The organism is Elusimicrobiota bacterium, from assembly GCA_028718185.1.
Lineage (GTDB): Bacteria > Elusimicrobiota > UBA8919 > UBA8919 > UBA8919 > JAQUMH01.
On sequence record JAQUMH010000001.1, the window covers coordinates 553,042 to 577,079 of the forward strand.

At 34.2% G+C, this 24,038-nt stretch carries 22 protein-coding genes and 1 tRNA gene; all 23 read right to left on the reverse strand.

Going from position 1 to position 24,038, the window contains the following annotated elements; all coding sequences use genetic code 11:
- Positions 1–31: 31 nt before the first annotated feature.
- Positions 32–511: a cupin domain-containing protein gene (locus tag PHE88_02745; protein ID MDD5686736.1), complete on the reverse strand. Its 480-nt coding sequence runs from the start codon at positions 509–511 to the stop codon at positions 32–34.
- Between the two features lie 154 nt (positions 512–665).
- Positions 666–1,865, reverse strand: coding sequence for a carbohydrate kinase family protein (locus PHE88_02750; protein MDD5686737.1), 1,200 nt, complete (start codon positions 1,863–1,865; stop codon positions 666–668).
- Positions 1,862–2,026 carry a hypothetical protein gene (locus PHE88_02755; protein MDD5686738.1) on the reverse strand — a complete coding sequence of 55 codons (165 nt, stop codon included), beginning with the start codon at positions 2,024–2,026 and terminating at the stop codon, positions 1,862–1,864. Before PHE88_02755 ends, PHE88_02750 begins: the two co-directional genes overlap by 4 nt.
- Positions 2,019–2,909, reverse strand: a complete 891-nt coding sequence (locus PHE88_02760) for an ROK family protein (protein MDD5686739.1) — start codon at positions 2,907–2,909, stop codon at positions 2,019–2,021. Before PHE88_02760 ends, PHE88_02755 begins: the two co-directional genes overlap by 8 nt.
- A 178-nt stretch (positions 2,910–3,087) precedes the next feature.
- A complete protein-coding gene (locus PHE88_02765; GenBank protein MDD5686740.1) occupies positions 3,088–5,541 on the reverse strand; it encodes an AsmA family protein in 2,454 nt (817 codons plus the stop codon).
- 31 nt (positions 5,542–5,572) lie between these two features.
- A tRNA-Ser gene (locus PHE88_02770) sits at positions 5,573–5,660 on the reverse strand.
- An 11-nt stretch (positions 5,661–5,671) separates the two neighbouring features.
- Positions 5,672–5,845, reverse strand: a complete 174-nt coding sequence (locus PHE88_02775) for a hypothetical protein (protein ID MDD5686741.1) — start codon at positions 5,843–5,845, stop codon at positions 5,672–5,674.
- A gap of 115 nt (positions 5,846–5,960) precedes the next feature.
- Entirely contained in the window at positions 5,961–6,440 is a 480-nt protein-coding gene (locus tag PHE88_02780) for a HEPN domain-containing protein (protein MDD5686742.1), read from the reverse strand.
- The gene (locus tag PHE88_02785; GenBank protein MDD5686743.1) at positions 6,427–6,999 is read right to left on the reverse strand and encodes a nucleotidyltransferase domain-containing protein; all 573 of its coding nucleotides are present in this window, start codon (positions 6,997–6,999) and stop codon (positions 6,427–6,429) included. The genes PHE88_02780 and PHE88_02785 overlap by 14 nt, the downstream gene beginning before the upstream one ends.
- Before the next feature lie 149 nt (positions 7,000–7,148).
- Positions 7,149–8,363 (reverse strand): ATP-binding protein, encoded by a 1,215-nt coding sequence (locus PHE88_02790; protein ID MDD5686744.1) that lies wholly within the window; start codon positions 8,361–8,363, stop codon positions 7,149–7,151.
- A 116-nt stretch (positions 8,364–8,479) separates the two neighbouring features.
- Complete coding sequence (locus PHE88_02795; GenBank protein ID MDD5686745.1) at positions 8,480–8,701, reverse strand: hypothetical protein; 222 nt, start codon at positions 8,699–8,701, stop codon at positions 8,480–8,482.
- 10 nt (positions 8,702–8,711) lie between these two features.
- Complete coding sequence (locus PHE88_02800; GenBank protein MDD5686746.1) at positions 8,712–9,710, reverse strand: hypothetical protein; 999 nt, start codon at positions 9,708–9,710, stop codon at positions 8,712–8,714.
- A gap of 154 nt (positions 9,711–9,864) precedes the next feature.
- Positions 9,865–10,851, reverse strand: a complete 987-nt coding sequence (locus tag PHE88_02805) for a hypothetical protein (protein MDD5686747.1) — start codon at positions 10,849–10,851, stop codon at positions 9,865–9,867.
- 287 nt (positions 10,852–11,138) lie between these two features.
- On the reverse strand, positions 11,139–12,263 hold the full coding sequence (locus PHE88_02810; protein MDD5686748.1) for a hypothetical protein: 1,125 nt from the start codon (positions 12,261–12,263) through the stop codon (positions 11,139–11,141).
- A gap of 258 nt (positions 12,264–12,521) precedes the next feature.
- Positions 12,522–15,920, reverse strand: coding sequence for an RNA-directed DNA polymerase (locus PHE88_02815; protein ID MDD5686749.1), 3,399 nt, complete (start codon positions 15,918–15,920; stop codon positions 12,522–12,524).
- Positions 15,921–16,491: 571 nt separating this feature from the next.
- Positions 16,492–17,286, reverse strand: a complete 795-nt coding sequence (locus tag PHE88_02820) for an MvaI/BcnI family restriction endonuclease (protein MDD5686750.1) — start codon at positions 17,284–17,286, stop codon at positions 16,492–16,494.
- A 2-nt stretch (positions 17,287–17,288) separates the two neighbouring features.
- A complete protein-coding gene (locus tag PHE88_02825; GenBank protein MDD5686751.1) occupies positions 17,289–17,978 on the reverse strand; it encodes a site-specific DNA-methyltransferase in 690 nt (229 codons plus the stop codon).
- Positions 17,979–18,258: 280 nt separating this feature from the next.
- On the reverse strand, positions 18,259–19,128 hold the full coding sequence (locus PHE88_02830) for a site-specific DNA-methyltransferase (GenBank protein MDD5686752.1): 870 nt from the start codon (positions 19,126–19,128) through the stop codon (positions 18,259–18,261).
- Between the two features lie 5 nt (positions 19,129–19,133).
- Positions 19,134–19,943 carry a hypothetical protein gene (locus PHE88_02835; GenBank protein ID MDD5686753.1) on the reverse strand — a complete coding sequence of 270 codons (810 nt, stop codon included), beginning with the start codon at positions 19,941–19,943 and terminating at the stop codon, positions 19,134–19,136.
- 119 nt (positions 19,944–20,062) lie between these two features.
- A complete protein-coding gene (locus PHE88_02840; GenBank protein ID MDD5686754.1) occupies positions 20,063–21,265 on the reverse strand; it encodes an aminopeptidase in 1,203 nt (400 codons plus the stop codon).
- A 183-nt stretch (positions 21,266–21,448) separates the two neighbouring features.
- Positions 21,449–21,898, reverse strand: coding sequence for a YhcH/YjgK/YiaL family protein (locus PHE88_02845; GenBank protein MDD5686755.1), 450 nt, complete (start codon positions 21,896–21,898; stop codon positions 21,449–21,451).
- Between the two features lie 260 nt (positions 21,899–22,158).
- A complete protein-coding gene (locus PHE88_02850; GenBank protein ID MDD5686756.1) occupies positions 22,159–22,503 on the reverse strand; it encodes a thioredoxin family protein in 345 nt (114 codons plus the stop codon).
- Between the two features lie 16 nt (positions 22,504–22,519).
- Positions 22,520–23,890, reverse strand: a complete 1,371-nt coding sequence (locus PHE88_02855) for a DEAD/DEAH box helicase (GenBank protein ID MDD5686757.1) — start codon at positions 23,888–23,890, stop codon at positions 22,520–22,522.
- Positions 23,891–24,038: the final 148 nt, after the last annotated feature.

The window sequence follows — 24,038 nt, forward strand, 5'->3', positions numbered from 1 at the left end:
GGAGAGGAAAGAGGTGAGGGGTAAAGCAGTGTTATAATACACCGTTTTCGCCGATTGATTTATCTTCAAACAAATTATCGTTCGGCTGACATGGTTTTGAAACTTCAAGAAGCAAAGCATTCCCGATACCGGTAAACGAATGGTCAACACCGGGAGGCATTACAACTATCCCGCCTTGTTTTTTCGTAGTTTTTTTGCCGTTTACTTTCATACTGACAGACCCTTTGAGTATAAAAAACGTCTCGTGTTTGAAATCGTGGTGATGATAAGGACAAGTCTGCCCACCAAACACAAAAAGAAATTTACCGCAATATCCTTCCTTATCCTCATTAGCTACCCAGTATTCAATTAAACCTGTTTTATAAAATTTCCCAGACCCGAAATCCAACAACTGCGGTTTTACAGCAGGCATAGTCAACCCGAATTTTTTCATAGCCAATTTAAATTTTTTTAACGCCTCGTTCCTCTGCTTACCCCAAATCTGGTAATTCTTCCTCTCTAATTCCGCCATTTGTTTAACCTCCGAAATTATGAAACATATAATGTGTTAATGTAAAGTTATAGAGTTATTGGGTTTTAGGGTTATAGGGTTTTAACTCTACAAACTCTATAACTCCACGAACTCTATAACTCTTTCTTATTGACATCGGACATCGGACGCCCTTTTATCCTCCCTTCCCATCGTTCGTCCCTGTCCATATACTATCTCTTTTTTCCCATTCTTTATTAAGCTTTCCTTTTCTTATAGGATTAACTTTAGTGTTTTTATTTCTAACCATTTTTTGAATGTCGCTCCAGCTTCCAATCCCGCTAAGAGTGTCATATGCCCGCAGGTTTTGGGCGCCGGCTGCATTCGCGCATTTTATTGTTTCTTCTATAGTTTTATTTTCCAGAAACCCCATTAAAAATCCTGCTATGGACGCGTCACCCGAACCGGTTGCACTTGCTATTTTATCCACAACATAACTTGACATCAATAATTCCCGGTCAGACCAATTATCCATGTCAGCAGGTTTCGCTTTACCTGTCTTATTTAGTATTTCTCTCATACATGTCCTGACATAAAGCCCCTCGTTCGAACATTTTAAAACTATTACTTTCCCGCCATATTTTAAAAGAATTGAAGACAGTTTCTGCAAATCTTCTATTGTAGAAAAATCCACGATACTGCTTTTAGTAGCCCGTTTTTTTAATACGCTGTACCTGGGACGGTCTAACATAAAGAGTATTTCTTCAAAACTCGGTAAGAAAATATCCACATACGGCATAATTTTCCTGATAATATTTTTCCAGTCAACCTTACCCGATTCGCTGTTAGGGTCAGGTAATGCCATATCAAGAGAAGTTGTAACTCCCAGAGATTTTACTTTTTTAAATATTTTCACTAACTCGCTCCCGTTATTGCAATACAATCTTTTCATTAACGGCGGGTATCCAAGATGAAATAGTTTTGCTTTTTTTACAATCCCAAAATCTATGTCATTGTACCCGAATGTATCATTTGTCCCGGGGTTATGTAAAAAAATACGGTCTATACCGGCAACGGATATAACAACAGTATACGAACTGCTCCCTTCATTAACTTTTTTTATACCCCGGACATCGACATCATATTTTTCTAAAATATCTATAATACCTTTCCCGAATAAATCAGTACCGACCTTGCTTACCAGTGATACTTTCGCACCTAATTTAGATAAAACCAATCCTGTATTTGAAACTGCGCCCCCTGTTGAAGTCACTGCTTTACCGACATTTATAAGCTGACCGGGAACTAAAATTTCACCGATACTTTTACCCGTCAGTTTCTCGCTGAATACCGGTGTTATATCAATACAAATATGACCAGCAACAACAACATTCATTTTATCTCCGATTTACCATCTAATTCCCCCTCATCTTTCATCTTCTCCCCTATGGGGAGAAGAAACTTCACTTTTCTTCCTCTTCCTATATGGGAGAAGAAATACCTCTTTTCATCCTCTCCCCTGTGGGGAGAGGAAAGAGGTGAGGGGTAATTATTCATTTTCCAAAACTAAACCGGCGGCACCCAGCAAAGCTGCTTTTTCTTTTAGTTTTGTTTTTATTATTTTAAGATGTGCTCTGGGCATAGAATATATCTTACCGCGAACTGTCCTTTCTAACTCTTCAGAAAATAAATCATATTGATTACTCAACGAACCGCCTATTACTATCACGTCAGGGTCAAGAACATCAATCACATAAATCAGCGCCATACCAAGATGTCTTCCAAACTCTTCCCAGCTGCTTTTAGCTTCCGAATCACCCCGCCTTGCTGAATCTGCTATCATAACAGGTTCCAACTCTTTTCCTGTTCTATCCTTGTACATCCTCTTTAATCCCCGTCCCGAAACATAATCTTCCATTATCCCTTCTTTATAAGGGAAACCCCATATTTCTGTTGCTGTACCTGTTGCTCCGTTATAAATTTTCTTATTTATTACTAACCCGCTGCCTAACCCCGTGCCTAATGTTACCCCGAATACTATGTTGTATTTTGCTCCTGCCCCGAAAAAACTTTCACCTAACACATATACGTTAGCGTCATTATTTAAATAAACAGGCAGCTTGAATTCTTTCTCTATCGCTTTTTTTAAATTAAAACCGTGTAAAGAAGGTAAATTGCGCGGGGTTAATATGATTCCTTTTTTTATATCCAGCGGTCCCGGAGAACCTATTCCAATACCCAATATTTTATTATTGCTGACACCTGCCGATTTTATCGCACTACTTATCGCTCTTACAATATTTTCTAATATTATTTTACTTGGTTTCTCTGATTCGGTAGGTAATTTTATTATATCACTTTTTATCTTGCCATCTGTAGTAACTATACCCGCACATATCTTAGTCCCGCCTAAATCAACTGAAACAATATAATTCTTCATTTTTTTATCAGTTCTGTCAAAACTAATATATTGAAAATAATGTTTTTAACGATATAGATGTTTTTAGCTTAAAAAATCGTTAAGTCCGCCATTGATTCAGTGGCGGATAGATTTTTTAAGCGTTAAGAAAACATCGTTTAGTAAAAACATTATTTTCTATAATATTTAAAATATCTTTTTATTTACCAAACAAACCTTTTAAAAGTTTTGCGCCTTCTTTCATTAATATCTCTTTACCCTGGTTTTGAATAGCCGTCTTCGCTATGCTATTCCAATCAAGCGTAACCTTCGGGTCATCAAACGTCCCTTTAACAGTAAAAGGAACCGTTACTCTCCCTTCCACATCTGCAGTATATTTTGCCATATCACCGCGGGAATATTCTTTTGTAAATTTTACTTTCCCACCAATATCCTGTCTTAAAGCTACCAAATTTACATTTCCGGATAAATAAGCATCCAGCTTATCACCGCCATCTGTTTTTGTATTAGTAATTTCAATTATCCCGCTTTTTATATTAAACCCGCCTGTTGCCGATTTAAAACTCGTCTCTTTTACCTGCGGCATTTGAGAAACAGCTGCAAGCTGGTCAAGTATTTTAGAATTGTTAACTTTTACATTTTTTATAACAAGCGACCCGTTACCGTTCAAACCTGTCATATTGCTACCGGTCCCTGAAATCTTAACTTTCCCTTCCGCAACACCCCAGAACTGAGCTTTTATCTGCACCCCGCTTTCCAATACCAACTCGTGAAGGTCATAATTACTGACATCAGTTGCAAAATTAAATTTTAGCCGTGTCGGTTCTAAATCCGATAAATCAGCATAAATACTCCCCGAAATACTTCCCTTACACATAGCCATATAAAACGGCCTTATATTCAGCTCGGCATTTAATAAGGACACCTTTGCCGAACAATCAGTAATTTGGAAATTCTGGAATATAAATTTCTTGAGCTTTAAGTCGCCGGTTATGGAAATATCCTTCGGAACACCGACTTTCGCTGAAGCGACAGATTGAGACTGCCCGCCACTGGAAGGCTGATTTGTAGCCGCAGAGCGAAGCTCTGCTGGTTGTGACGTCCCTTGTCCCTGGTCCTTGGTCACAGAAGAAGAAGGTTGTGACTTAGCTCCCTTCCCGCTTTGTGCGGCAGCTTGTTTCGGTTGTTCAGGCATTTTTATATCTATTGTATCACCTGAAAGTGTAAAAGATATATCTTTCTTTAAATTGGAAATCCTTGCAGAAAAATCCAAATTACCTTTACTCACTTTAGCAGTCAAATCTTTTTTTATTGACTGGATATCCTGTATATTTACTTTTCCTGAAATTGACAGTATTTTCAAATCGCCTGATACTAAGACATTCCCGTCAACCAATCCTGAAACCCCAAAATCTTTCATCATAGGAATAATCTGCACCAAAGTTTTTAAATCAAATTTTTCCAGTAAAACATTTAAGTCCATTGCAATTTGATTTTTTTTAAACCCGGTAACCTTTCCGGAAAGCGAATTTTTTACCGCGCCAAGGGCAACAGATACATTATTTATCTTCAAAACATCCATATTCTCAAAAACAATGTCAGTCATTAAAGACATTTCCGCATCTTTCGGCTTAGAAAACATATCACCGAAAGCTATGCTGACCTTTTTCATATCTATTCCGCCTTTAACCTGTATCTTGTTCATATTACCTGATACATCAACGTTTATATTAGGTTCGCCTGTTATAGAAAGCTCTTTAGGCAGCGGCGCTATTTTTGTTATTTTCTCAAGTGCAAATTTTTCACCTTTTACATTTACTGCAAATGTTAATTTATCCGGGTCCATAAACTTATCAACATTCCCGGAAACCTTTATACCGGCATCGTTAATTTTAACAACCGCTTGCTTTATCTTTAAGTTCTGCTGCTTCATATTTACAACCCCGCTGAAATTAAACGAAAGCGAAGCATTGACTTTCTTCTGTAAAACATCAACCGACATATCAACCAAAAACGGCGAAACAAGCGAAATCCCGCTCAAAGACAGATTTATATTCTTTAATTCAACAGACATATCCTGCGCCGACCTGTCCGTAAATTTCACCGTCCCGTTAGACAGTGATAACTTGGATACAATAAAAGCAATAGGCAACTCCGCAGTCGCCGATTTTTTCTCAACCTTAGTTTCTTTAACCTTGTGGACCTCGCCCTCCACTGAACCGTTGGCGGGCAGGGACCTCGTACTATTTACATCCGTTGTCTTAGTCATTAAATCACTGAAATTGAAACTATTATCCTTATTCCGGATAATATTTATTTTAGGTTCATCAAGTATTATTTTACTGATTGATATTTTCCCCTGAAGAAGCGCAAATAAATCAGGCCTGATGATGAACTTACCCGCCTCCACAAAAACACCCTGTTTAAATGCCGGTTTTTCAGAAATCCTGAACCCCTCGACATCCAGCCCGCCAAACCCGATAGACACATCTTTTATTTCAACTTCACGATGCAGGAATTCCGACATCTTAGTTATCAATATCCCTTTCACCTTAGCAGGCGGATAAGCAATCCTGAGAGCAATCACCCCACCCACTAAAACAACAATCACGCAAACCACAAAAATCAGCAAAAACTTCTTAAACTTTTTCATACATAACCTCTCTCAACTATTATAAAAACAACGGAGGCAGAAGGATTCGAACCCTCGATACCGGAAACCGATATACTGGTTTTCAAGACCAGCGCCATCAACCACTCGGCCATGCCTCCCCGCTCATATACTATCTTATTTTATATCTTCGAACTTGTATTTCTTTAATCTTTCCATTTTCCCATACTACTAACGGTATTTTCCTTATTGCATGCTCTTCAATAACCTTTCTAACAGCATCTTTTAGTGCTTTTTCCGCTTTTTTCCCAAAAGCAGATAATTTACCGTTTTTTTTACTTTTCATAATTGTTTTCAACTGTTTTATTATAACAAGGTTAGGTGAAAAAATCAAGGAATTTTTGGCAAGTAAAATGATAAAATGAAGGTTTGACCTTTTTAGAACTGAGAGGCATCCACAATTATTTAAAAAAATTAAATTTTAATTCTAACTGCGGATTTTGAGATTTTACTTCTTCCAATATACTTTTAACTAAAGATATTGCATCGTTAAAAGCACTCCGCGATTCAGATAAAGACACTAATGCTCCTGCCTCATATGTAATTTCGTTTCTTTTCCTGCGCATTGTCTCAAAATGTTCAGTTAAATTTTTATATTTATCGCCCAAAATTGAACTTGTTATTTCCACAACTGTTTTATGTTGAGCACCATTATCCGGAACATATCCTTTTAATAATAACAATGCCCTTCCTGCTTTCAACATTGCCATGTATGCTAAAACATAAGTTGCCCTTTCTGCAATATCCACTATTTTCTTTGCCTCTTCCAAATCAAGTATCGCCTGTTTAAGTAATGCTTCAACCTGAACAATACCGGCCCTTTGCTGTCTTAACTTTCCTTCGGTTTTAAGCTTTTTTATAAGAGTGTTAATATCTATCATTTAAAATGCCCTTTAAAACTATTATTTTATCATCAAGAACTAAATTAAGGAACCCACCTTTTTTACTTTTTTCTTTATTAAACTCTTCTTTTGTATAAACGTTGAAATTTATTTCTCTATTTAGTTTTGTTTCCAAGTCACGGATCTTTCTTGTAAAATCACTCTTAGATAAATCACCAACCAGTATTAAATCAACATCCGATGTCTTCCTTTCTTTATCCTTTGCATATGACCCGAAAATAAAAGCCAATTCAATATTTTTAAATTCACTAACAATCTCCTTTATAGAACCTTCTACCCCTTCAGTTTTAAACACTATTTGTTTTATTTCTTTATATAAAGAATATTTTTTGTTTAATGAATATATCTTTAATTTGCCTCTTATATAAGATTTGTAAATTCCTTCTTCTGCTAACTTTCTTAATTCCCTGGAAAGATTTCCGACATCTTCATTAATAAGTAATGCTAATTCTCTTACATAATAATTTTCATCGGGATGAGTAAATGAATATGTAAGCAGTTTTTTTACCAATTTTGTCTTGAATGTTAACATTGACATAGCGCATACCTTCCTTGTTGTTATATTTACATCATTTGTTGTAAATTATACAACAATAGTATTTATTTGTCAAGAGAATTGATTTTACAAATATATGCTTTCTACTGCAAGTGAACAAGTGAAATGTTAAAATGCAAAACCTGACCCTTTTATTTTTTTAACCAATTCCGGACATTGTAGAAACAAATATCAGAATTAAATTTACCGTGTTCTCCGCTGTTTACTACGATTCCGCTATTTGTTGATTTGTTATAATTGCTGATAAAACTTTTCAACCCGGATATCCAGTTCGATTTAAATGTCTGTGATAATTTAATTTCCATAGGTGTAAGACGTCCTTTATTATCATATATTAAATCAACTTCAGTATTGTTTACAGTACGCCAATACCAAAAATTACCGCTGTTTATTTCTGTTTCATCAGACTTCATCAATTCAAGCAAAATCCAGTTCTCAAATATATTCCCCAGATACGGGCTTCGGCTCAGTTCGTCAACAGAACGGATACCAAGCAGGGAACAAAGCAATCCGGTATCCCCAAAGTACAGTTTCGGTGATTTAATTACCCTTTTTCCGAGATTGTTATAATATGGTTCCATCAATAAAACTTGATATCCGGCACATAAGGATGAAACCCACTCTTTTGCGGTTGAAACGGCTATACCGATATCTCTTGCCAGGTCACTGTACGATAACAACTGCCCGGCACGAATAGCAAGGACACGCATAAACCTTTCAAAATCACGTAGATTTCCCACCTTCAGATAAACCCTGAGGTCACGCTCTAAATAAGTAGAAATATAGCTTGCAAACCAATTGTTCAAATCAACGGATGCATTTCCCAGTATTTCCGGATAACCGCCCGTAAGCATTGACTTATAGATTTCCTTAATCGGAACACCCTTGTTTTTTTTGCAAGCAACCTCAATTAGTTTGTCAATGCCTATTTTGTTATATTTCATCCATTCCCTTGTCGAAAATGGCCTTAAGTTAAGTATACCGACACGACCTGCTAAAGATTCCGATAACCCTTTAAGAAGAGTATATTGCTGAGAGCCCGTTAATATATACATACCCGGCTTTCGCCGATTGTCAACATTCATTTTTATATATATCATAAGTTCCGGGACATACTGAATTTCATCAAGTATTACCGGAGTAGATACTGCTTCAAGAAAGCCTTTCGGGTCTTCCAAAGCGCGGATACGCTCGGTTGGACTGTCAAACGAAATATAACGTATTTTCGGGAAAGTATGCTTTAAAATGGATGTCTTTCCTGTCTGGCGAGCACCCCCGATATAAACCACGGGGCGCGTCTTTACAAGTTTAATTAGTTTTTTTTCAAGCCATCTTTTCCTGTACATGTGTTCACCTCATATAAGTATATTTTACGATTACTTCGTAAATTATCATACTTAATAATTTGCCTTTTGTCAACTCCAAAAAGAAAAAGATATAATAAAAAAACCACTTGTTGTTATTAGTGGTTTTTAAGTCCAAATCCGGGGACACAATACCTATTTCTATTTTTTCTGCGACCTGCTTTTTTATTTTTAAGTTTTATATTTAACGCTATACTCTTTGCTATCCTTTCATAAATATATTTTAGTAACTCTACATTTTTCGTCAAAACAATCAGTATTGTGCCTGCCCGCCAAAGTTTTAGTGGAGGGTCCCCCGATTCCCTATCGCACAATCCCACAATCCCACTCCTATTCCTTATTATATTTTGTAAGTAACGGGTCACTCCGGTCAAGTACATTGTTTAAGTCATTCTTTCCTGCAACGTATTTCTCTAAAAAGGCAATTGAATATCTACGGATAACTTCAAACTGTTTCTCAGTACCACTCAACAGTTTCGCCCTGCGATTGTCCGAGAAGCAATTGTTGAACGAAAAATGGCTTGCACCCTTAACCACAAGAAAATACTTCGGTGACGATACATTTTTATATATTCTGTCTGAAAGATTGGACATCTTTTCGGAACCGCGCACCTGGTTTTCTTCCCGTTCTCCAATGAACAACATTGATGGAACCCGCACAGCAGCAAGCTCGTCATCCCTGAACAGATAGCTACCTGCACCTGTTGAAAATAACAATACTGCTTTTATCCGAGAATCCTGTCGCTCCTTGATAGTCCCGCTTAACCCCAATGCCGTGAACCCTCCAAAAGAATGTCCCCCAACAGCGACACGGTCTTTGTCAATCAGTTTCCCGAACACACCGGAAGTCAGCATACCGTCCAGGACGAGTTTCATCTCGTCTAACCGGTATAGATACTTATCGCGGTCACCGGGACCCGAAACCGTTATCTCCTTGGCATTTTGCAAAAAACCAAGACGGTCAAAATCCTTATCCTGTCCGGTTCGTATGCGAACAGCCGAATCCGTGTCATGGTGGTCCGGACATGCTACAACCCAACCCTGGGCGGCGAGAGCTTCAGTAAGAAACACCGAGCTGATACCGCTACCGCCATACCCGTGTGAAAAGACCAGCAAAGGATAAAGTCCGCCTTCAGCAAGAGGTAATGCATTGAAAGCAACATTGCCGGTTGTCGGTCCCCCATACTTGTATGGTTTCGGCTTCACCGCAGTCGGATACCAAACAGCCACAGTAAGCGTTTGCTCCTGCCCTTCCTTTTGGTACTTCAAATCAATAACCTGATAACCGACATTAAATCCGTGTCCGGCTACTTCAACTTTTGTGTCCAACCCAACTACCGGGGAACAAGTCAGAATACAAAAAATAAGGAGTGTCCTAAACAACCACCCCATCAGCAAACAAACTATTTTAAATTTCAAGATTTTCCCCATTTAAATTCCACGAACTTACCAAGTCAACCAAGACAACTCCGTCCCCTTGGATTTATGTTTTACCTTTACTTGGATCTAGCCACAAAATTAAGTCTGAAGGTATATATTCACTTCCCATTTCAGGATTTTGTAATTGCACCTGCATGCACTTTAAAAATATTTTTGGTATATTCGGTGAAAGGGGCATAAAAATCTTAAATGGTAACTTATCCTTAGAACCATAATCAAAGACATGATGACAAGAATCCATAAAAGGTTCATCTTTCGTCGCTTTAATAATCTGATGTAGATGAGATACAACTATTACGCTATCAATACTTGGAAATTGCAAGATTTTACCTCGCTCATCTTTAGCAAAAGAATTTTCTGTAATAAGTCCACTACCAGGAGCAAGTAATGCTGATATAGGTTCTTGTATAGCTGCACCCCAAACTATTACAAGGATACCTATAAATTCTGGATATTCATTCTTAAATGGCTGAAATTTCTCATTTGCGCTGATAAGAAAATCCTTTACTGGATTATCACGAGGTAAGATTATTTTTTTATCTAATGCTTCTGTTACATTCAAAGGAAGTGACCGCGATAGTATTTGCGTTGAATTGCCACATAAGTTCTCGTAGTGTTGTAATAGCGAAGGTGCTTTGACTTCTACCCCAACAATTTTTCCATCCAAATCAATTGTTAGTTCAGGGTTTTTCTTGCTGAACTTTGTAGTAGGCTCGCATTTAAACTTTGGTTTATTGGGCCAATCAAATGTGAGTATCTGTTTGATAATATGAAGCTCTGCCAAACGTTGAATTAATTGTTCATAATGCTGTGTATCTTTTACTTTTCCAGATATAGAAGCAATATTATTTACCATACCAATTGCAAAATCTGGAATAATTTTTTCGCAAGCTAAACATGCTTCTATAAAAGAATCGGCAAAAGGTTGAGGTTCCCCTTTCAAGGTATGGAGAAAGTGCCAATAGAACCAGTGCCAAGACTTAAAAATATTTGAATCAAAGATATAAGGAAGCAATTCCTCTTTAGTCATAATTGTAGATTATTTGCAATAATTCTGTAAGGTCATAGGGGACATAACACCGCTTCCCAATTCAACAAGTTAAAGACCGTCCCTGAAGTATATTTTAGTAACTCTACATTTTTCTGTCAAAACAATTAGTATTGTGTCCCTTGATTTTAAAATATTTCCCTTATTTAAAGTTCAAAACATCCCCGTTTTCACTAAGTCAACCAAGTCAACTCCGTCCCCTTGGATGTAATAATATTTTTCAAGTTTTCACATTAGAAAATATAAAGCGTCCCGGTTTTCTATACTTATCAAAAAGGAATTGGTTTACAATAGTCTTTAATTTCTTGCATTTCTTTGGCAGCTGGGTTATTCTGGTTATCTTTTAAATATTTAATCCAATCATCAATTCTTTTAATCATTTTATCTTGAACATTTTCTTTCATATTTGAATATTCAGTTGTTAAACATTTTTTAGCAGTATCTTTTAAATTTTCTATTTCAGTATATACAAAAATCACTGATAAAGAATCAACAAAATTAGATATTTCGTTTATTTCTAGATACTCACCTATGCCTTTTATGGATGATAAAAGTGATAAGTCTGCATATTTTTCTTTTTCTTCTTTTTCTAATCGTGAAAGAATATGTTCTTTCGCAATCTTTTTTTCTGACTTAGAAAAATATTTGAAGTATTCTATTCTAAATAATTTATTTTCATAAGTAAATACTATCCCTTCACTTTCCTCTTTAAGAATAGCAATATACTTCCGTGCGACTTTTTTTCTAATATCTTTAGAAGCTGATTTAAATGCCGAATGAAAACAATTTCCAAGAGATGCCAATACTATTTCTGAAGGACAGTCTGAATTCGTTAATGATATATATCTCTCTGGAATTACTCGTAATAAAAGATTTTCTAATTCGTATTTATTTATATCTTTTATTATATGTCCTATAATTGATATCGCAGATGGATCTGATTCTATTTTTGATATAATCTGTTCGGCTGTATACCCATAATTTTTCATTCTTGTAGTAGAAATTTCTTTTATAATAATATCAACCAACGCGCTGGCTACAATTGCACCATTTTTATCAACATTTTCTGAAAGTCTTATCTTTCTTCCAGGATGAATTAAATTTCTATATGATTTTATAGCACTTGATAATTGCTCTGATTTATCTGATAAAACACATTCTTTTTTACACGCTGAAATAGCCTGGGCTAAATCTAATTTTAAAGGATCAACTGAAGCCTTTTTATGATAATCAATTGATACAAGATAATCTGTAAGTATTGCTTCAATAATACTACCAGCCAACACATAAACTGATTTCCACGCACCAGCATCCATACATAATGATAATTCATGGTAGTCTGCTTCCAATGATTTACGAAATTCATCTCCACTGAGAAAGTTAAACTTTTCCATTTATCATCCTCCAATTTAATTTTTTCAAAAATATGAAGAGGCCCCATTTTTTTTATTTTAATTAGGGTTAGGGGACGGTGTTTAAATGGTCAACTTGTCGTTCCCAAATATTTAAATCTGCATATCGAATTCTTCTCTGTTTATTGATCTTTCGCTTAAGCTGTTCAAATTACTTTTTGAACTTCTAATTAATACTAGTTTACGAACAAGATAACTGCCGGATGCCAATAGTTATATCAACCATTTAAACACCATCCCCTAACCTTGTATAGAAAAACCAGCTGGTTTTTCTTTAATTTTCCTTCCGTTACCCTTTTTTATTTCATTTATTCTCAACTCTCTTAAAGCAATATTACTCAATTTAGAACCATGAATATCAAATATTCTTTTATCCCTTACTTCATAATAAGGCGCACGGACAGAAGATCCCCCATAAAATCCAGTATTTAAAACGATTACGTGTGAAAACATTTCATAATTTGAAGATTCTGCAAGATTATCAAACGTATGAACATCCCTATTAAAACTAGGTACGATTAATAAATCTGAATTATTTTTTAATAAAGTTTTTAATTCTACTGAAGTAAAATCATAGCACAGCACTCCACAAATTGTAACATCATTTTTAATTCCTTTAATGTTAATCTTGTAAATAGTTTTAGGATTTGCTTCTTTAATCTTTAAAGACTTTTTTTCAAAAGAAGTGGGATATAACTTATTTTGTTTTATATACATAGAATCCCTATCATCTTTTTTAAATATATTTGGTTCTGGAAAAATCCATAGTAACTCATTTTTATAGTCTTTATTTCTATTAAGAGTTTTTATTTCAGAATACCATAATCCCCCAACTATGATTAAATTATATATTTTAGAATATTTCTTTAGATCACTTATAGCCTCATGCGGTATAAATATTTCTGGGAATACTAAGATATTTGTAAAAGATTTATTTTTGTTTATCATACTAGAATTTAAATAAACCTTATCATTCTCTTGCCATATTTTTAAAAATCTTCTTAATAATATTCTTGTTTTCATTATTATTTGTTTATCAGTTAGAATTTTATTATAATTATCTTCAAACTTTTCTACATCAAAGATTGGCTCAATTTGACATAAACCAACTCTTATTTCATTATCGGCAGATCCTCTTTGTTCGTCTCTTATTTCACTAATGTCAATTGTAGACAATCCCATTTCTGAATTTGATAGTTTACTAATTATCGCTTCTTCTTTTTCTAATTCCTTAATAGCTTTTTTTATATCTGTAATATCAATATCGCCTGCTACTCGAGATTCAAGAGTACCTGTAAGTTGGCATAATCTTGAAACCCATCTAACCAACTTATAATTCAAACAAGCACCTTCATGATACAACATTTCAGGTTTTGTATTGATAAAAAGTCTCTCTGAATCGGGTAATCCTTTTATATATTTTATTTTTCCTGTCATTGCACATAATAGTATTTTACCAACTTTATAAGCCCAATTACCAGATCCATGTTTTCTTAAATACTTAATATCATGTTTAAAACTAATCTGAAATTTATCATCAGCAAATAACTTAAGATATGATGGCAAGTTACGATTAGCATCTAAATTTTTTAATATGTTTAATGCAAGTTTAACAAATTCTGTATTTGAGCGATATTTGCCTTTTAAAACATCGGTCTGAAAAGAACTGAACTGTTTTATTTTAGCATTATATCCTAAAACCAATACTTTATCTTTTATCTTTTCATCAATTGCATCGTCATAATATATTTTTTCATAAAAAATAATATTCTCTTCTCTACTTACTTTTTTTTTATTTAATATCTTTTCATACAAATATGACAATATTTTGTTTTTATCGTGATATAAATTTACATAAAAATTGTAGTAATTATTAATATCATTTATATCAGTAAACAATTCACCATAAGCGACTGAATTGACAAAATAGTTACCTTCATATATTTCAAGCCATATTTTAAATATAGTTTCTTTTTGTCTATAATATGTTGGTATATTTTGAGTATTAATTTTATCTTTAAAATAATTATAGATTGTTTTTACTTTATTGATATAATGATCTTTGATTGTTTTTTGTACCCAATAATTAAAAGAACAACACGAATCCATCAAAAAGGCAATATTATAAAAGAACCAATCCCATTGATTATCATTTATCAATTCTTCTAATCCATTATTTATATCATCTACAACAAGAGTATCTCTCTGCAAAATTAATCCTATCATTAATTGTATTTGTTGATTTTGCTCTAACATCCAGTGTTTAATTAGTTCTTTACCAAAACTATCAATGTTATCTCCAGTACCAAAATTATCATCTATATTCAATTGGTCATTCCAAATATATAACCATTTATGAGCACAAAATCTTTTCTTAGAATCTTCTCTAACCCCTGGTCCATCTAATATATGTTCTTCATTATCATAAATAGTTTTATTTACTTTTGTTACGGTAGGTAATGGAATCTTTGTTGAATATAACATTTCGATATCTTTTTGCAATTCTCTTGCATCTTCTGGAATTAATGGTAAATATGCCCTCTTTCTTATAGTTTCCATTCTTTCAGCAACTCTGCCTTGAACGAGTTTTGTCGTCGGACATTTCACATCAATTATTGTTGATTTTCCCGGGTTGATTTTTAAACTTAATTCACTTAAATATTTTTTGGCTTTATTGAAAACAAAATGTTTCTCTAAAACAATTGCACCACTTCTACTATTATCATGCTTAATTATAACTCTGAAATCATCAACGTACCTAGAATAAAAGACAAGACCTTCCATATTTGATATATTTTCATCGAATTTATTTAAATAAATGTTTGATAGGAAACCTGCAGAAATTAATCCTTGAGGTATTCCAAGTTTTTTTTTATTATTTTGTAACCAATTGTGTTTAATATTGTTGTTTTCTATTTCAAAATTATCCAGCAATAAATTTCTAAGCAATTTAATATAACCTTCTGAACCGGAGTATACACTCAAGGAATCGTTTATTATTTTAAACAGAGTTTCTCTATTTATTGTTGGGTAAAAGTTAGAAATGTCAGATGAAAGTAAACAAATATTGTGATTACTATTTTGACAGTTTTCATTGAACATTTTTTCTGTTTCTATAATGAAGTTATTATAGTCTTCGTAATAATCTCTATATATATTTCTATTTCCGGGAACCATAACTGGTTCTTCATTTCCCAATAATTTTGAATATTCCCAACACAATGACAATCGATTGCCATATATTTTAGATTTAATACTGTTAATATCTGAATTGGGATCACCGTATTTACTATCAAAAATATCTCCAATACACGTTAGTAATGCTGCCCAAATAACCTGTTCCCTGAATTGGATATTCGTTAAATATCTCACTGTATAATCTTGTTTTTTCTTCTTAGATATTGTTTTTCTTTTAGGTATGATAAGGGGAGTATATTGTAATTTATTTATATTGAAATCCTTAAGTTCATCTGCCAATTCCTTGCAACTATTGGAAAGATTACCCATAAATGATGCAACTTCTGCTCTATCACAAAACCAATAATGTTTTTTTACATAGGTCTCTGCTTTCCTTGCACACAACATAATAAATGTATAATTACACATTATTTCGTATTCAAAATTTAATTTATTTGGCATGTTAATCTCCCGGGACGTGATAGGGGACGGTGTTTAAATGGTCAACTTGCCGTTCCCAAATATTTAAATCTGAATATCGAATTCTTCTCTGTTTATTAATCTTTCGCTTGATCTGTTCAAATTACTTATTTAACTTCTAATTAATGCTAGTTTACGAACAAGATAACTGCCGGATGCACATAGTTATATCAACCATTTAAACACTGTCCTCTAACTTCGCCAGTAATTTCCTCTTTTTATTTGCTAGGTTCTTAAAGATAATCAGTTATATTTTTTAAATAGAATCTATACTATTAAGTTTAAAGTATTTTTAGTATTTTGTCAAGTACTTTTTGCATATAATAATGTGCAACCGAATAATGCGAATTTTAAAGCTATCTTTTTAAATAAAAATCCGCTAATCTATTTTTACATAATATTAGCGGATTTTCAAAAATTTGTAAATTATATTTGCCTCTTAATTACTACAGAGTGGGTAGTAAGAGTCAGTCCCTCCATTTTAACATCATTCATTTCAGTTTATTTACCACCTTTTGTTTATTATCTTATTTCTAATTCTTATATAGTTTTTTCAAATTATAATCGTAGATTTCTTGTATAGTAACGGCAGAGAATTTTGTTTCATTCTGAATTTTGTGCCGTGATTATGTCCGGTGCGGGCATCGAAATCTACAAGTATTTTTGCACTCTCAATTGCTTTCAAAAATCCTTCAAAAGTGAATTTCTGTAACATCATTACTTTTGAATATTTATAATATTCTTTCTTTCGTTCGATTTTGACTTCGGCTTGCACATAAAAACAATTTAAAAGTTTTGTCCCTGCTTTATGCTCCAAATCATCAAAACCCCAGTAGGGTTGTGGGTCTAATTCTTTTAATCCTATTCGTTCTTTTACTGTTTTTAGCCAGTCGGAATGCCTAATGTCAACTGCTTTTGCATCAAAAGAAATTAAAACTTTTTTTTCTTTTCTGTCAATTACTACCATAAAACCGCGATCGCTTCTTGATATACCGTGAATTGTTTGTCTAAAACTCATTTCACCGGTGGCATACTTCTTACCAGATTCTTCATGAGCCCAGCCGTATTTTGTTAAAAATATTTGCGGCACAAAACGAACTGCACGAGGAGATGGCTCAGTATGAAATAAAGTTGTTAGAGCAGTGGAATTTAGACGTTGCGTTTTTAATTCCCATTCTGCTGCATTCGGTATTGGTAAATTATTTTCTTTAATTCCGAGCAAATCCTCTAAAGTATTACCTACACCGCCCTGATTTCCTTTGCGGGCATTAGGAATCCATCCCAATGCGGCAATTTCTTTTAATTTATCAATCAATGTTTGTTTTGTATAAATTATCGGTTTTGTCATATCTATAAAAGTACGGTTTGCATAGAATGTTTTTTAATTCTCTCTTCTGCCATCTTACAATAATCCGGAGAAGTATCAATTCCAATATAATTTCGCTTGTAATTAATTGCTGCAATTGCCGTAGTACCCGAACCCATAAAAGGATCTAAAATAATTTTTGCACTCGTTGAAGATATAATCCTATTGATTAAACTAACCGGAAATGCAGCGGGGTGTTCATTATTCATTTCTTGTGTAAATTCCCAAACGTCACCATATGCATTAGCTCTTGGCTCAAGTTTAAATTTTGGTTTGGCTATCAAATAAATAACTTCATAGGTCGGCAAAAAATAGCCTGGATTAAAGTTCAATCCACCTTTCCTTTTCCAAATAATAATTTGTCTGATAGGAAATCCATTAATAATGTCCTGCCTATCTTGTAAAAGCCCTGCTTGAACGCGCCATTTATGGTTGTAAAAAATCGCACCATCTTCAGGAATTATTCTCATCATTTCTTTTAAACAATCTCTTTGCCACTTTACATATTCATCGTGAGGCATACAATCATTATGATGACTGTATCCGTTTTGCAGGGCAGCATTTGCCCACTTACCAGTCCGGCTACCTTTCATTCCGTTGCCGGTAGAATTTTTTAAGTTATACGGAGGTGAAGTAACAATTAAATCAACAGACCCATCAGGGATCTGTTTCATTATTTTTATACTGTCTCCACAAATTATTTTATTTATAAAATTATCGATATTTCTTACAGATTTTTCTGTACTGTAAGTAGCAATATTTTCTTTTATGTGTAGTTTTCTTTTTTTCTTTTTTTTATACATTTTTACCTCATTTATTATAACAAAATTGAGGGACACAATACTTATTTATTTTGGTAATTATTTTTACTCGTAGTTAGGATTCAATTGCTTGATTGTTATTCCAACAGTCTAAACATTGTACTGAAATATTCTACTTAACATGCCTTTTTTCTTATTTTCCTTTTGAGGAATATATGCGAGCATGAGACTTTTCAAGTAGTGTAAGTTGAGCGTGCATATTCTTAGAATCGTATTTCCTCAAATTCAATTTATATTTTTGGTCTATTTGTCCTTTGTCTAATCTGTCAATTATCATTTTATGATATTTTTCATCAAGTTCGGCAGACACATAATACCGCTTAAGATTTTTACATACTTCTATTTCCGAACCACTGCCGCCAAAAAGAATTAAAACAATATCTTCCGGTTGAGTACAAGATTTAACCAACATTTCTGAAAGTTTCTGTGGTATTTGACAAGCATGAAAAGTTTTTTCTTTGCTCACATTTTTTACTAAATCAAAATAAAACCAGTTGTATGGCATCCTTCCTTTTGAACCGTTTGCTAAATTTTGCATAATTCTTTTATCCGTAGGATTTTTATAAGGAACAGCCACATTTTCTTTATAAAATTTATTGTTTTTTGTCTTCCTGCAATGTAAAATACTTCTATGGGCAGTCGTAAAGCGATTCGGTGACTGACCTACGTTCGTATTATAAATCCAGACATAATCTGAAACCTCGTAACACACCTTATCCAAATATTTTACCCGCAAATACGCATTTTGCTTTGGATAATTTATCAAAAACATATTACCTGAATCTTTCAAAACCCTGAATGATTCTCTTATCAATCTAACGTACCATTCAATATATTCGTCAAAACTTGTAGTATACGACTTATCACCATATTTTATTCCAACGTTATAATCCGGATCTCCGTAAATCATATCAATACTTTTATCAGGCAGTTGTTTCAAGATTTTAAAAACATCTTCGTTGAATACTTTGTTTCTGAAATTATTTATTTCCTCAATACTCATACGATTTAACCTCTTAAATATGGAATTAAATCTTTTAACAATTCTTTATTTGAAAGCACACAAATACCTCTTGATTTTACAAGCATTTGAATTGTAGATGTAATTAACTTCACATCTATTATTCCTTTATTTTCTGTTTTATGAATGATGTCCAAAATGAAATTACTAATCATTAACGGTGTGCTAATCACACTAAGTATCGTATTTACTCTGCCAACTTTATTGTTGTATTTTATGAAATCAGGTTTCCCCTCGACAATATGATATTTTACATCTTCATTCCATCCAAGTAAATCCATAAAATGCAAATACTCCAGTAATCCAATTTCTGTGGTTTTGAATTTATCCATAAATCCGTCTTTTAAACCAAACTCAATTTTATCAATATATTCTAATAAATCATTAGAAGGTAAATATCGGAATTTTCCTTCTTCAATTTCTTGATGGTCTATTAGAAAACAATTCCGATAAAGTATTACTAAAATTTTCTTGAAAATAATTTGATTGATAATTGAAATCTTTATGAGATATTCCAAAATTTTTTCAAACGACCACTTTTCAGTTTCACTTACTCCGTTTGTGCCAACGTTGGGTGCCATATCATATAAATTTGGGATTTTTCTTAAAGTCTCTTTCCCAGGTTTAAAAAAGTATGTTTCTTTTCCGTTAGGCAAAGCAGATATTAAATGCTTTATAGGTTTTTCTATTGTTCCACCTTTAAAAGCAATAGCTTCCTCAATCCTTTTTGTTCTTTTAGCAATAAACTCTTTATTGCTCTTAAAGATTTTTGTCGTTATTATATCATGTTCTGTCATATTAATTACACTCTTTACACTCGATTTTTAACACTTTTAGGGGGTGTTGTTTAAATGGTTGAATTACTTCTTTTATAAGTCCACCTATGTTCAACAAGTTAAACTTTGTTCTATTGCTATTAATATTTAAAGATTCCGTTTTCGTAGACAGTTACTATTTTACCGGTTTTCAGTTTGGCGGTTACTTTTTTGGCTTCGGTGTTGACTAAATCCCAGTGAATCGCTGAACTGTTGAAACCGAGTTTTTCTTTCTTTTTATTATCTAATTTTGATACATCGCCTGAATATGTTTCGGAGTAAGAGTCGCCTACTGCTATGTGGCAGTTGCCGTATTTCCCGCCATGGTTTTCATCAAAAAGCGTGTCTGCCATAAATCTATCTATTTTTGAAAATCTTTTATCTGTTAAGGAAAACTCACCGATTTTATTCGCGCCTTTATCCGTATTTAATATTTTCCTGGTAAACTCTTCGCCTGTTTTGGCAGATACTTTGCTCGCTTTGCCGTCTTTAAATTCGAGTTTTACACACTCGATATAATTCCCGCTTCTGTAGGATGGTAAGTTAGAATAATAAACTCCTTTTGTGTACCTGCAATCCGGTGATGTGAATATTTCAAAACTCGGTATATTGTGACCGCTGACTCCGAGAAATCTTCTTGTGTCGCCGAGTTTTATCTGCAAATCCATTGTATCGCTCTCAATTCTAAATGTATCTATGGATAGTGAATTGAGCCATTTTTTTATTTCAAGGGTATTTTTATAGATTTCCTGCCATTTTTTTACGGGGTTTTTTTCGTCAAGAAAACATGCGTTTGCTATTTGTTTGGAATATTCGGCAAGTGAAAGTTTTGATTGTTCGGCAAGCCGCTGGGTCGGGTATGTGCAAAGTGTCCAGCCAAACTGACCATGTTCCTCCCGCTTTGTCATTATGTCCCTTAAGAATTTTCTTGAAATGGCGACTTCGCTGATTCTTTTCGGGTCGATATCCTTTAAATGGGTAAGTGAAGTAGGTGCATTAATATAAATGTTACCGTTTAAATTTTCATACAGTTCTCTTTCGCCGGCTGCGACATATTTTCTTTGATTTTCGTCCGAAAACTTATAAAAGTCCTTTTCGAGTGTCGGGGTGGCGAGTATTCTAAAAATTACGTTGTATTTTTGTTCAACCAGCTTCTTATATAGAATTTCACCAAGGTCAAGACCGGCTAAATCGCATCTGATTAGAATTGAATCGTATTTTTTGAAGCTGGCTCTTACGGTTCTAAGACCCCAAATTAAAACTTCTGCATATTTATCTATTTGATTTTTATTAAGTGTTTTCATTTTAGTCCAGAAGTCTTTAGTTTATTTTATTTCCAATCCCCGTTTTCACGAGGACAAGCTTTGGTAATTAGTTACTGCAACTTCTTATGTTTTTATTATAACAAGGTAAGGCAAAAAAATCAAGAGATTATTTGGCAGATTAAACAAATAATATCTAAACCGCTACAATTTTCATTTAAATATTTATATTTTCACCTTGACTACAACTTTCTTTACCGGTTGCGGAGTATCATGAACAATGGCGGGCATGTGGGCGTCTTGAGGCATTAAAATTGCGAAATGGTCTTGGTTGAGTGTAAGAAAATCGCCGTTGCCTTCCAAAACCAGTAAATCATCTTTTTCGCTGTATTCCTTTAGTGTTTTCATACAGGAAATATCAGCATAACCTATGCTTTCAATTCCTGAAATCATATATTGAATATCAATATATTTTCTATGTGATTCCCAGAAACCTTTATCTTTTTGTTTAGTCTGATATGACTGCACAATTGCAAATATATCTGTACCTTCAATTTCATATTTGCCCGGTTCCATTACGGATAAATCTTTTCTTGTTAGAAAAGAAAATGCGGATTTTAATCTGGCGTTTAGATTATAATATAATGAAGCATTTTTAATATTATCGATAATCATTGTGAAACCTTAAATAACTTTTTAGTAAAAAATGCTTGCCGAGGGCAAGCGACTACAAATTAAAAGACTATGTCGCGATGTCATTGCGAGCGTTAGCGAAGCAATCTCATAAAATGTAGTCCGTCAGGGACGAGATTGCCACGAGCCAATAAATTGGCTCTCGCAATGACAAATCGTGGGTTATGACACGGTCCCAAGGGCAAGAGACTGCAACTTAAGGGACTTTTAACTAAATAGTGGGTGTCTCTGATAACTCACTATTAGGGGTTTTTGTTGTTGCTCAACTTGCATGAGAGTATCAGGTTGTTAAGGTGATGTTCTGTAAGCCCGCTGCCAGGAATACCGTCCAGGCGTTTGACTGCTTTGCCGTTTTCAAAATATATTACTGTCGGGACTACTTCTATGGAATATTTCTCTTCTAATTCAGGTGTTCTATCAACTACTACGCGGCAAAATTTATGTTCTGCTTTTTTGGAATGTTTTTCAAAAACAGGAAGAAATTCTTGACAGTAAGGACACCATGAAGCATAAAAAAGAACAAATATGGAAGAACATTCGCTCAATGTCTTATCGAAATCCGGTTCGTTTTCAACAATTTTACTCATAATAACTATCTCCTCTTTATATCAATTCCGGGTCAAAGACATATTTTCCGGAATGGCCGGACTTGCATCTTGCCAGGAAATCTAGTATGCATGGGTCCATAAGTATGTCGGATTGTTTTACCGGTTTTTTCAGGAGTATTCCTTCAAGCGAAGTGCACCTGCTTAAAGCGACGTACATCTGACCGTGAGCGAAGATTCCTCTGCCTGTGTCTATAATGACTCTGTCAAATGTTTTACCCTGGCTCTTGTGTATGGTGACCGCCCAGGCGAGCCGTAAGGGTAATTGAGTGAAAGTGCCGATAACTTCTGTTTCAATTGCACGAAGCGGTTCATTGTATTTGAAATGGAATATTTCCCATGTATGGGGCATAACAGATTTAATCTGACCATCGGCAAATCGGACTACAACACCGCAAGGTCTGTCTTCACTATCCATTTCTATGTCAATTACTTCACCCAGTGTACCGTTTATCCATTGTCCTTCGGCATCGTTGTTTAACAGCATAACCTGTGAACCTTTACCGATATAAAGTTCGCTATCGGTAGGAAATGCCCGTTCATTAAAATTGCCGGTTACTTCAGCTTCAAACCTGAAATATTCGCTTTCTGTTCTTTCGAGATATTCGTTGTTGATTCTTGTCGCCATATCATTTGTTGTGGTTAGATATATTGTAAAACCTTCTCTGCTGTTTTCCTGCGGAAAACAATTGCCGACCCGTTCGTTCAATAAAGACAACTCTTCTTCGTTTATTGTATTATTGCGAATTCCATTGAGCAGACCTATGAATATTTTTTCTTTTTGTCTGTATATTTTATCAAGCTCAACAAATTCCAGTGAAATAGTGTCAAACGCATCTGCATAAAAGAAATAACTGCCTTTATAATAATCCTCAAAGATACGTCTTTCATCATTAGTTACAACAGGCGAAAGCTGGTAAAGGTCGCCGATAAATACCATTTGGACGCCTCCGAAAGGTTCGCTTCCGTTTCTGCCGTTAATGCGCAGGAAATGGTCAATACAATCCAGCAAGTCCGCTCTCAGCATTGAAACTTCATCTATTACAATTGTGTCAATATTTTTGTATATTTTTGTCCTTTTCTCCGAGAATTTATGGATTTTCTGAAGTGTAATGTCCGGTTTGAATCCGAAAAAAGAATGGATGGTTTCTCCTTTAACGTTCAGGGCGGCAACACCGGTGGGAGCAAGGACGGCAATTTTTTTATATGTTTTGGAACGGAAATAGTTTAATAGGGTGGATTTACCGGTGCCTGCTTTACCGGTAATAAATATATGTCTTTGGGAGTTTTCCATCAAGGAAAGAGCTTCTTTGAATTTTTCGTTTATTTCTATTTTGATTTCGTCTAAACAGGCTGATTTTTCGTTCATAATGTGATTGTTGTACTAAAGATGTCCAACAATCCCCGATTAAACAGATTAGGCAAAGATGACGCTTAAAAAAAATAAAAAAGGAAGCAGAGCAAGCTCTGCGACTACAAAAACTACAAACGGATATACAAAAAATACTAACTTCTTT

What these genes read in the sequence shown, in the direction of transcription:
- PHE88_02810 (MDD5686748.1), bottom strand. Translation starts at nt 12,263, where the DNA reads ATGGAAAAGTTTAACTTTCTCAGTGGAGATGAATTTCGTAAATCATTG.
- PHE88_02750 (MDD5686737.1), bottom strand. Translation starts at nt 1,865, where the DNA reads ATGAATGTTGTTGTTGCTGGTCATATTTGTATTGATATAACACCGGTA.
- PHE88_02850 (MDD5686756.1), bottom strand. Translation starts at nt 22,503, where the DNA reads ATGAGTAAAATTGTTGAAAACGAACCGGATTTCGATAAGACATTGAGC.
- PHE88_02775 (MDD5686741.1), bottom strand. Translation starts at nt 5,845, where the DNA reads ATGAAAAGTAAAAAAAACGGTAAATTATCTGCTTTTGGGAAAAAAGCG.
- PHE88_02805 (MDD5686747.1), bottom strand. Translation starts at nt 10,851, where the DNA reads ATGACTAAAGAGGAATTGCTTCCTTATATCTTTGATTCAAATATTTTT.
- PHE88_02745 (MDD5686736.1), bottom strand. Translation starts at nt 511, where the DNA reads ATGGCGGAATTAGAGAGGAAGAATTACCAGATTTGGGGTAAGCAGAGG.
- PHE88_02830 (MDD5686752.1), bottom strand. Translation starts at nt 19,128, where the DNA reads ATGAGTATTGAGGAAATAAATAATTTCAGAAACAAAGTATTCAACGAA.
- PHE88_02825 (MDD5686751.1), bottom strand. Translation starts at nt 17,978, where the DNA reads ATGAAACAGATCCCTGATGGGTCTGTTGATTTAATTGTTACTTCACCT.
- PHE88_02760 (MDD5686739.1), bottom strand. Translation starts at nt 2,909, where the DNA reads ATGAAGAATTATATTGTTTCAGTTGATTTAGGCGGGACTAAGATATGT.
- PHE88_02755 (MDD5686738.1), bottom strand. Translation starts at nt 2,026, where the DNA reads ATGAATAATTACCCCTCACCTCTTTCCTCTCCCCACAGGGGAGAGGAT.
- PHE88_02785 (MDD5686743.1), bottom strand. Translation starts at nt 6,999, where the DNA reads ATGTCAATGTTAACATTCAAGACAAAATTGGTAAAAAAACTGCTTACA.
- PHE88_02835 (MDD5686753.1), bottom strand. Translation starts at nt 19,943, where the DNA reads ATGACAGAACATGATATAATAACGACAAAAATCTTTAAGAGCAATAAA.
- PHE88_02790 (MDD5686744.1), bottom strand. Translation starts at nt 8,363, where the DNA reads ATGTACAGGAAAAGATGGCTTGAAAAAAAACTAATTAAACTTGTAAAG.
- PHE88_02855 (MDD5686757.1), bottom strand. Translation starts at nt 23,890, where the DNA reads ATGAACGAAAAATCAGCCTGTTTAGACGAAATCAAAATAGAAATAAAC.
- PHE88_02840 (MDD5686754.1), bottom strand. Translation starts at nt 21,265, where the DNA reads ATGAAAACACTTAATAAAAATCAAATAGATAAATATGCAGAAGTTTTA.
- PHE88_02815 (MDD5686749.1), bottom strand. Translation starts at nt 15,920, where the DNA reads ATGCCAAATAAATTAAATTTTGAATACGAAATAATGTGTAATTATACA.
- PHE88_02765 (MDD5686740.1), bottom strand. Translation starts at nt 5,541, where the DNA reads ATGAAAAAGTTTAAGAAGTTTTTGCTGATTTTTGTGGTTTGCGTGATT.
- PHE88_02845 (MDD5686755.1), bottom strand. Translation starts at nt 21,898, where the DNA reads ATGATTATCGATAATATTAAAAATGCTTCATTATATTATAATCTAAAC.
- PHE88_02820 (MDD5686750.1), bottom strand. Translation starts at nt 17,286, where the DNA reads ATGACAAAACCGATAATTTATACAAAACAAACATTGATTGATAAATTA.
- PHE88_02780 (MDD5686742.1), bottom strand. Translation starts at nt 6,440, where the DNA reads ATGATAGATATTAACACTCTTATAAAAAAGCTTAAAACCGAAGGAAAG.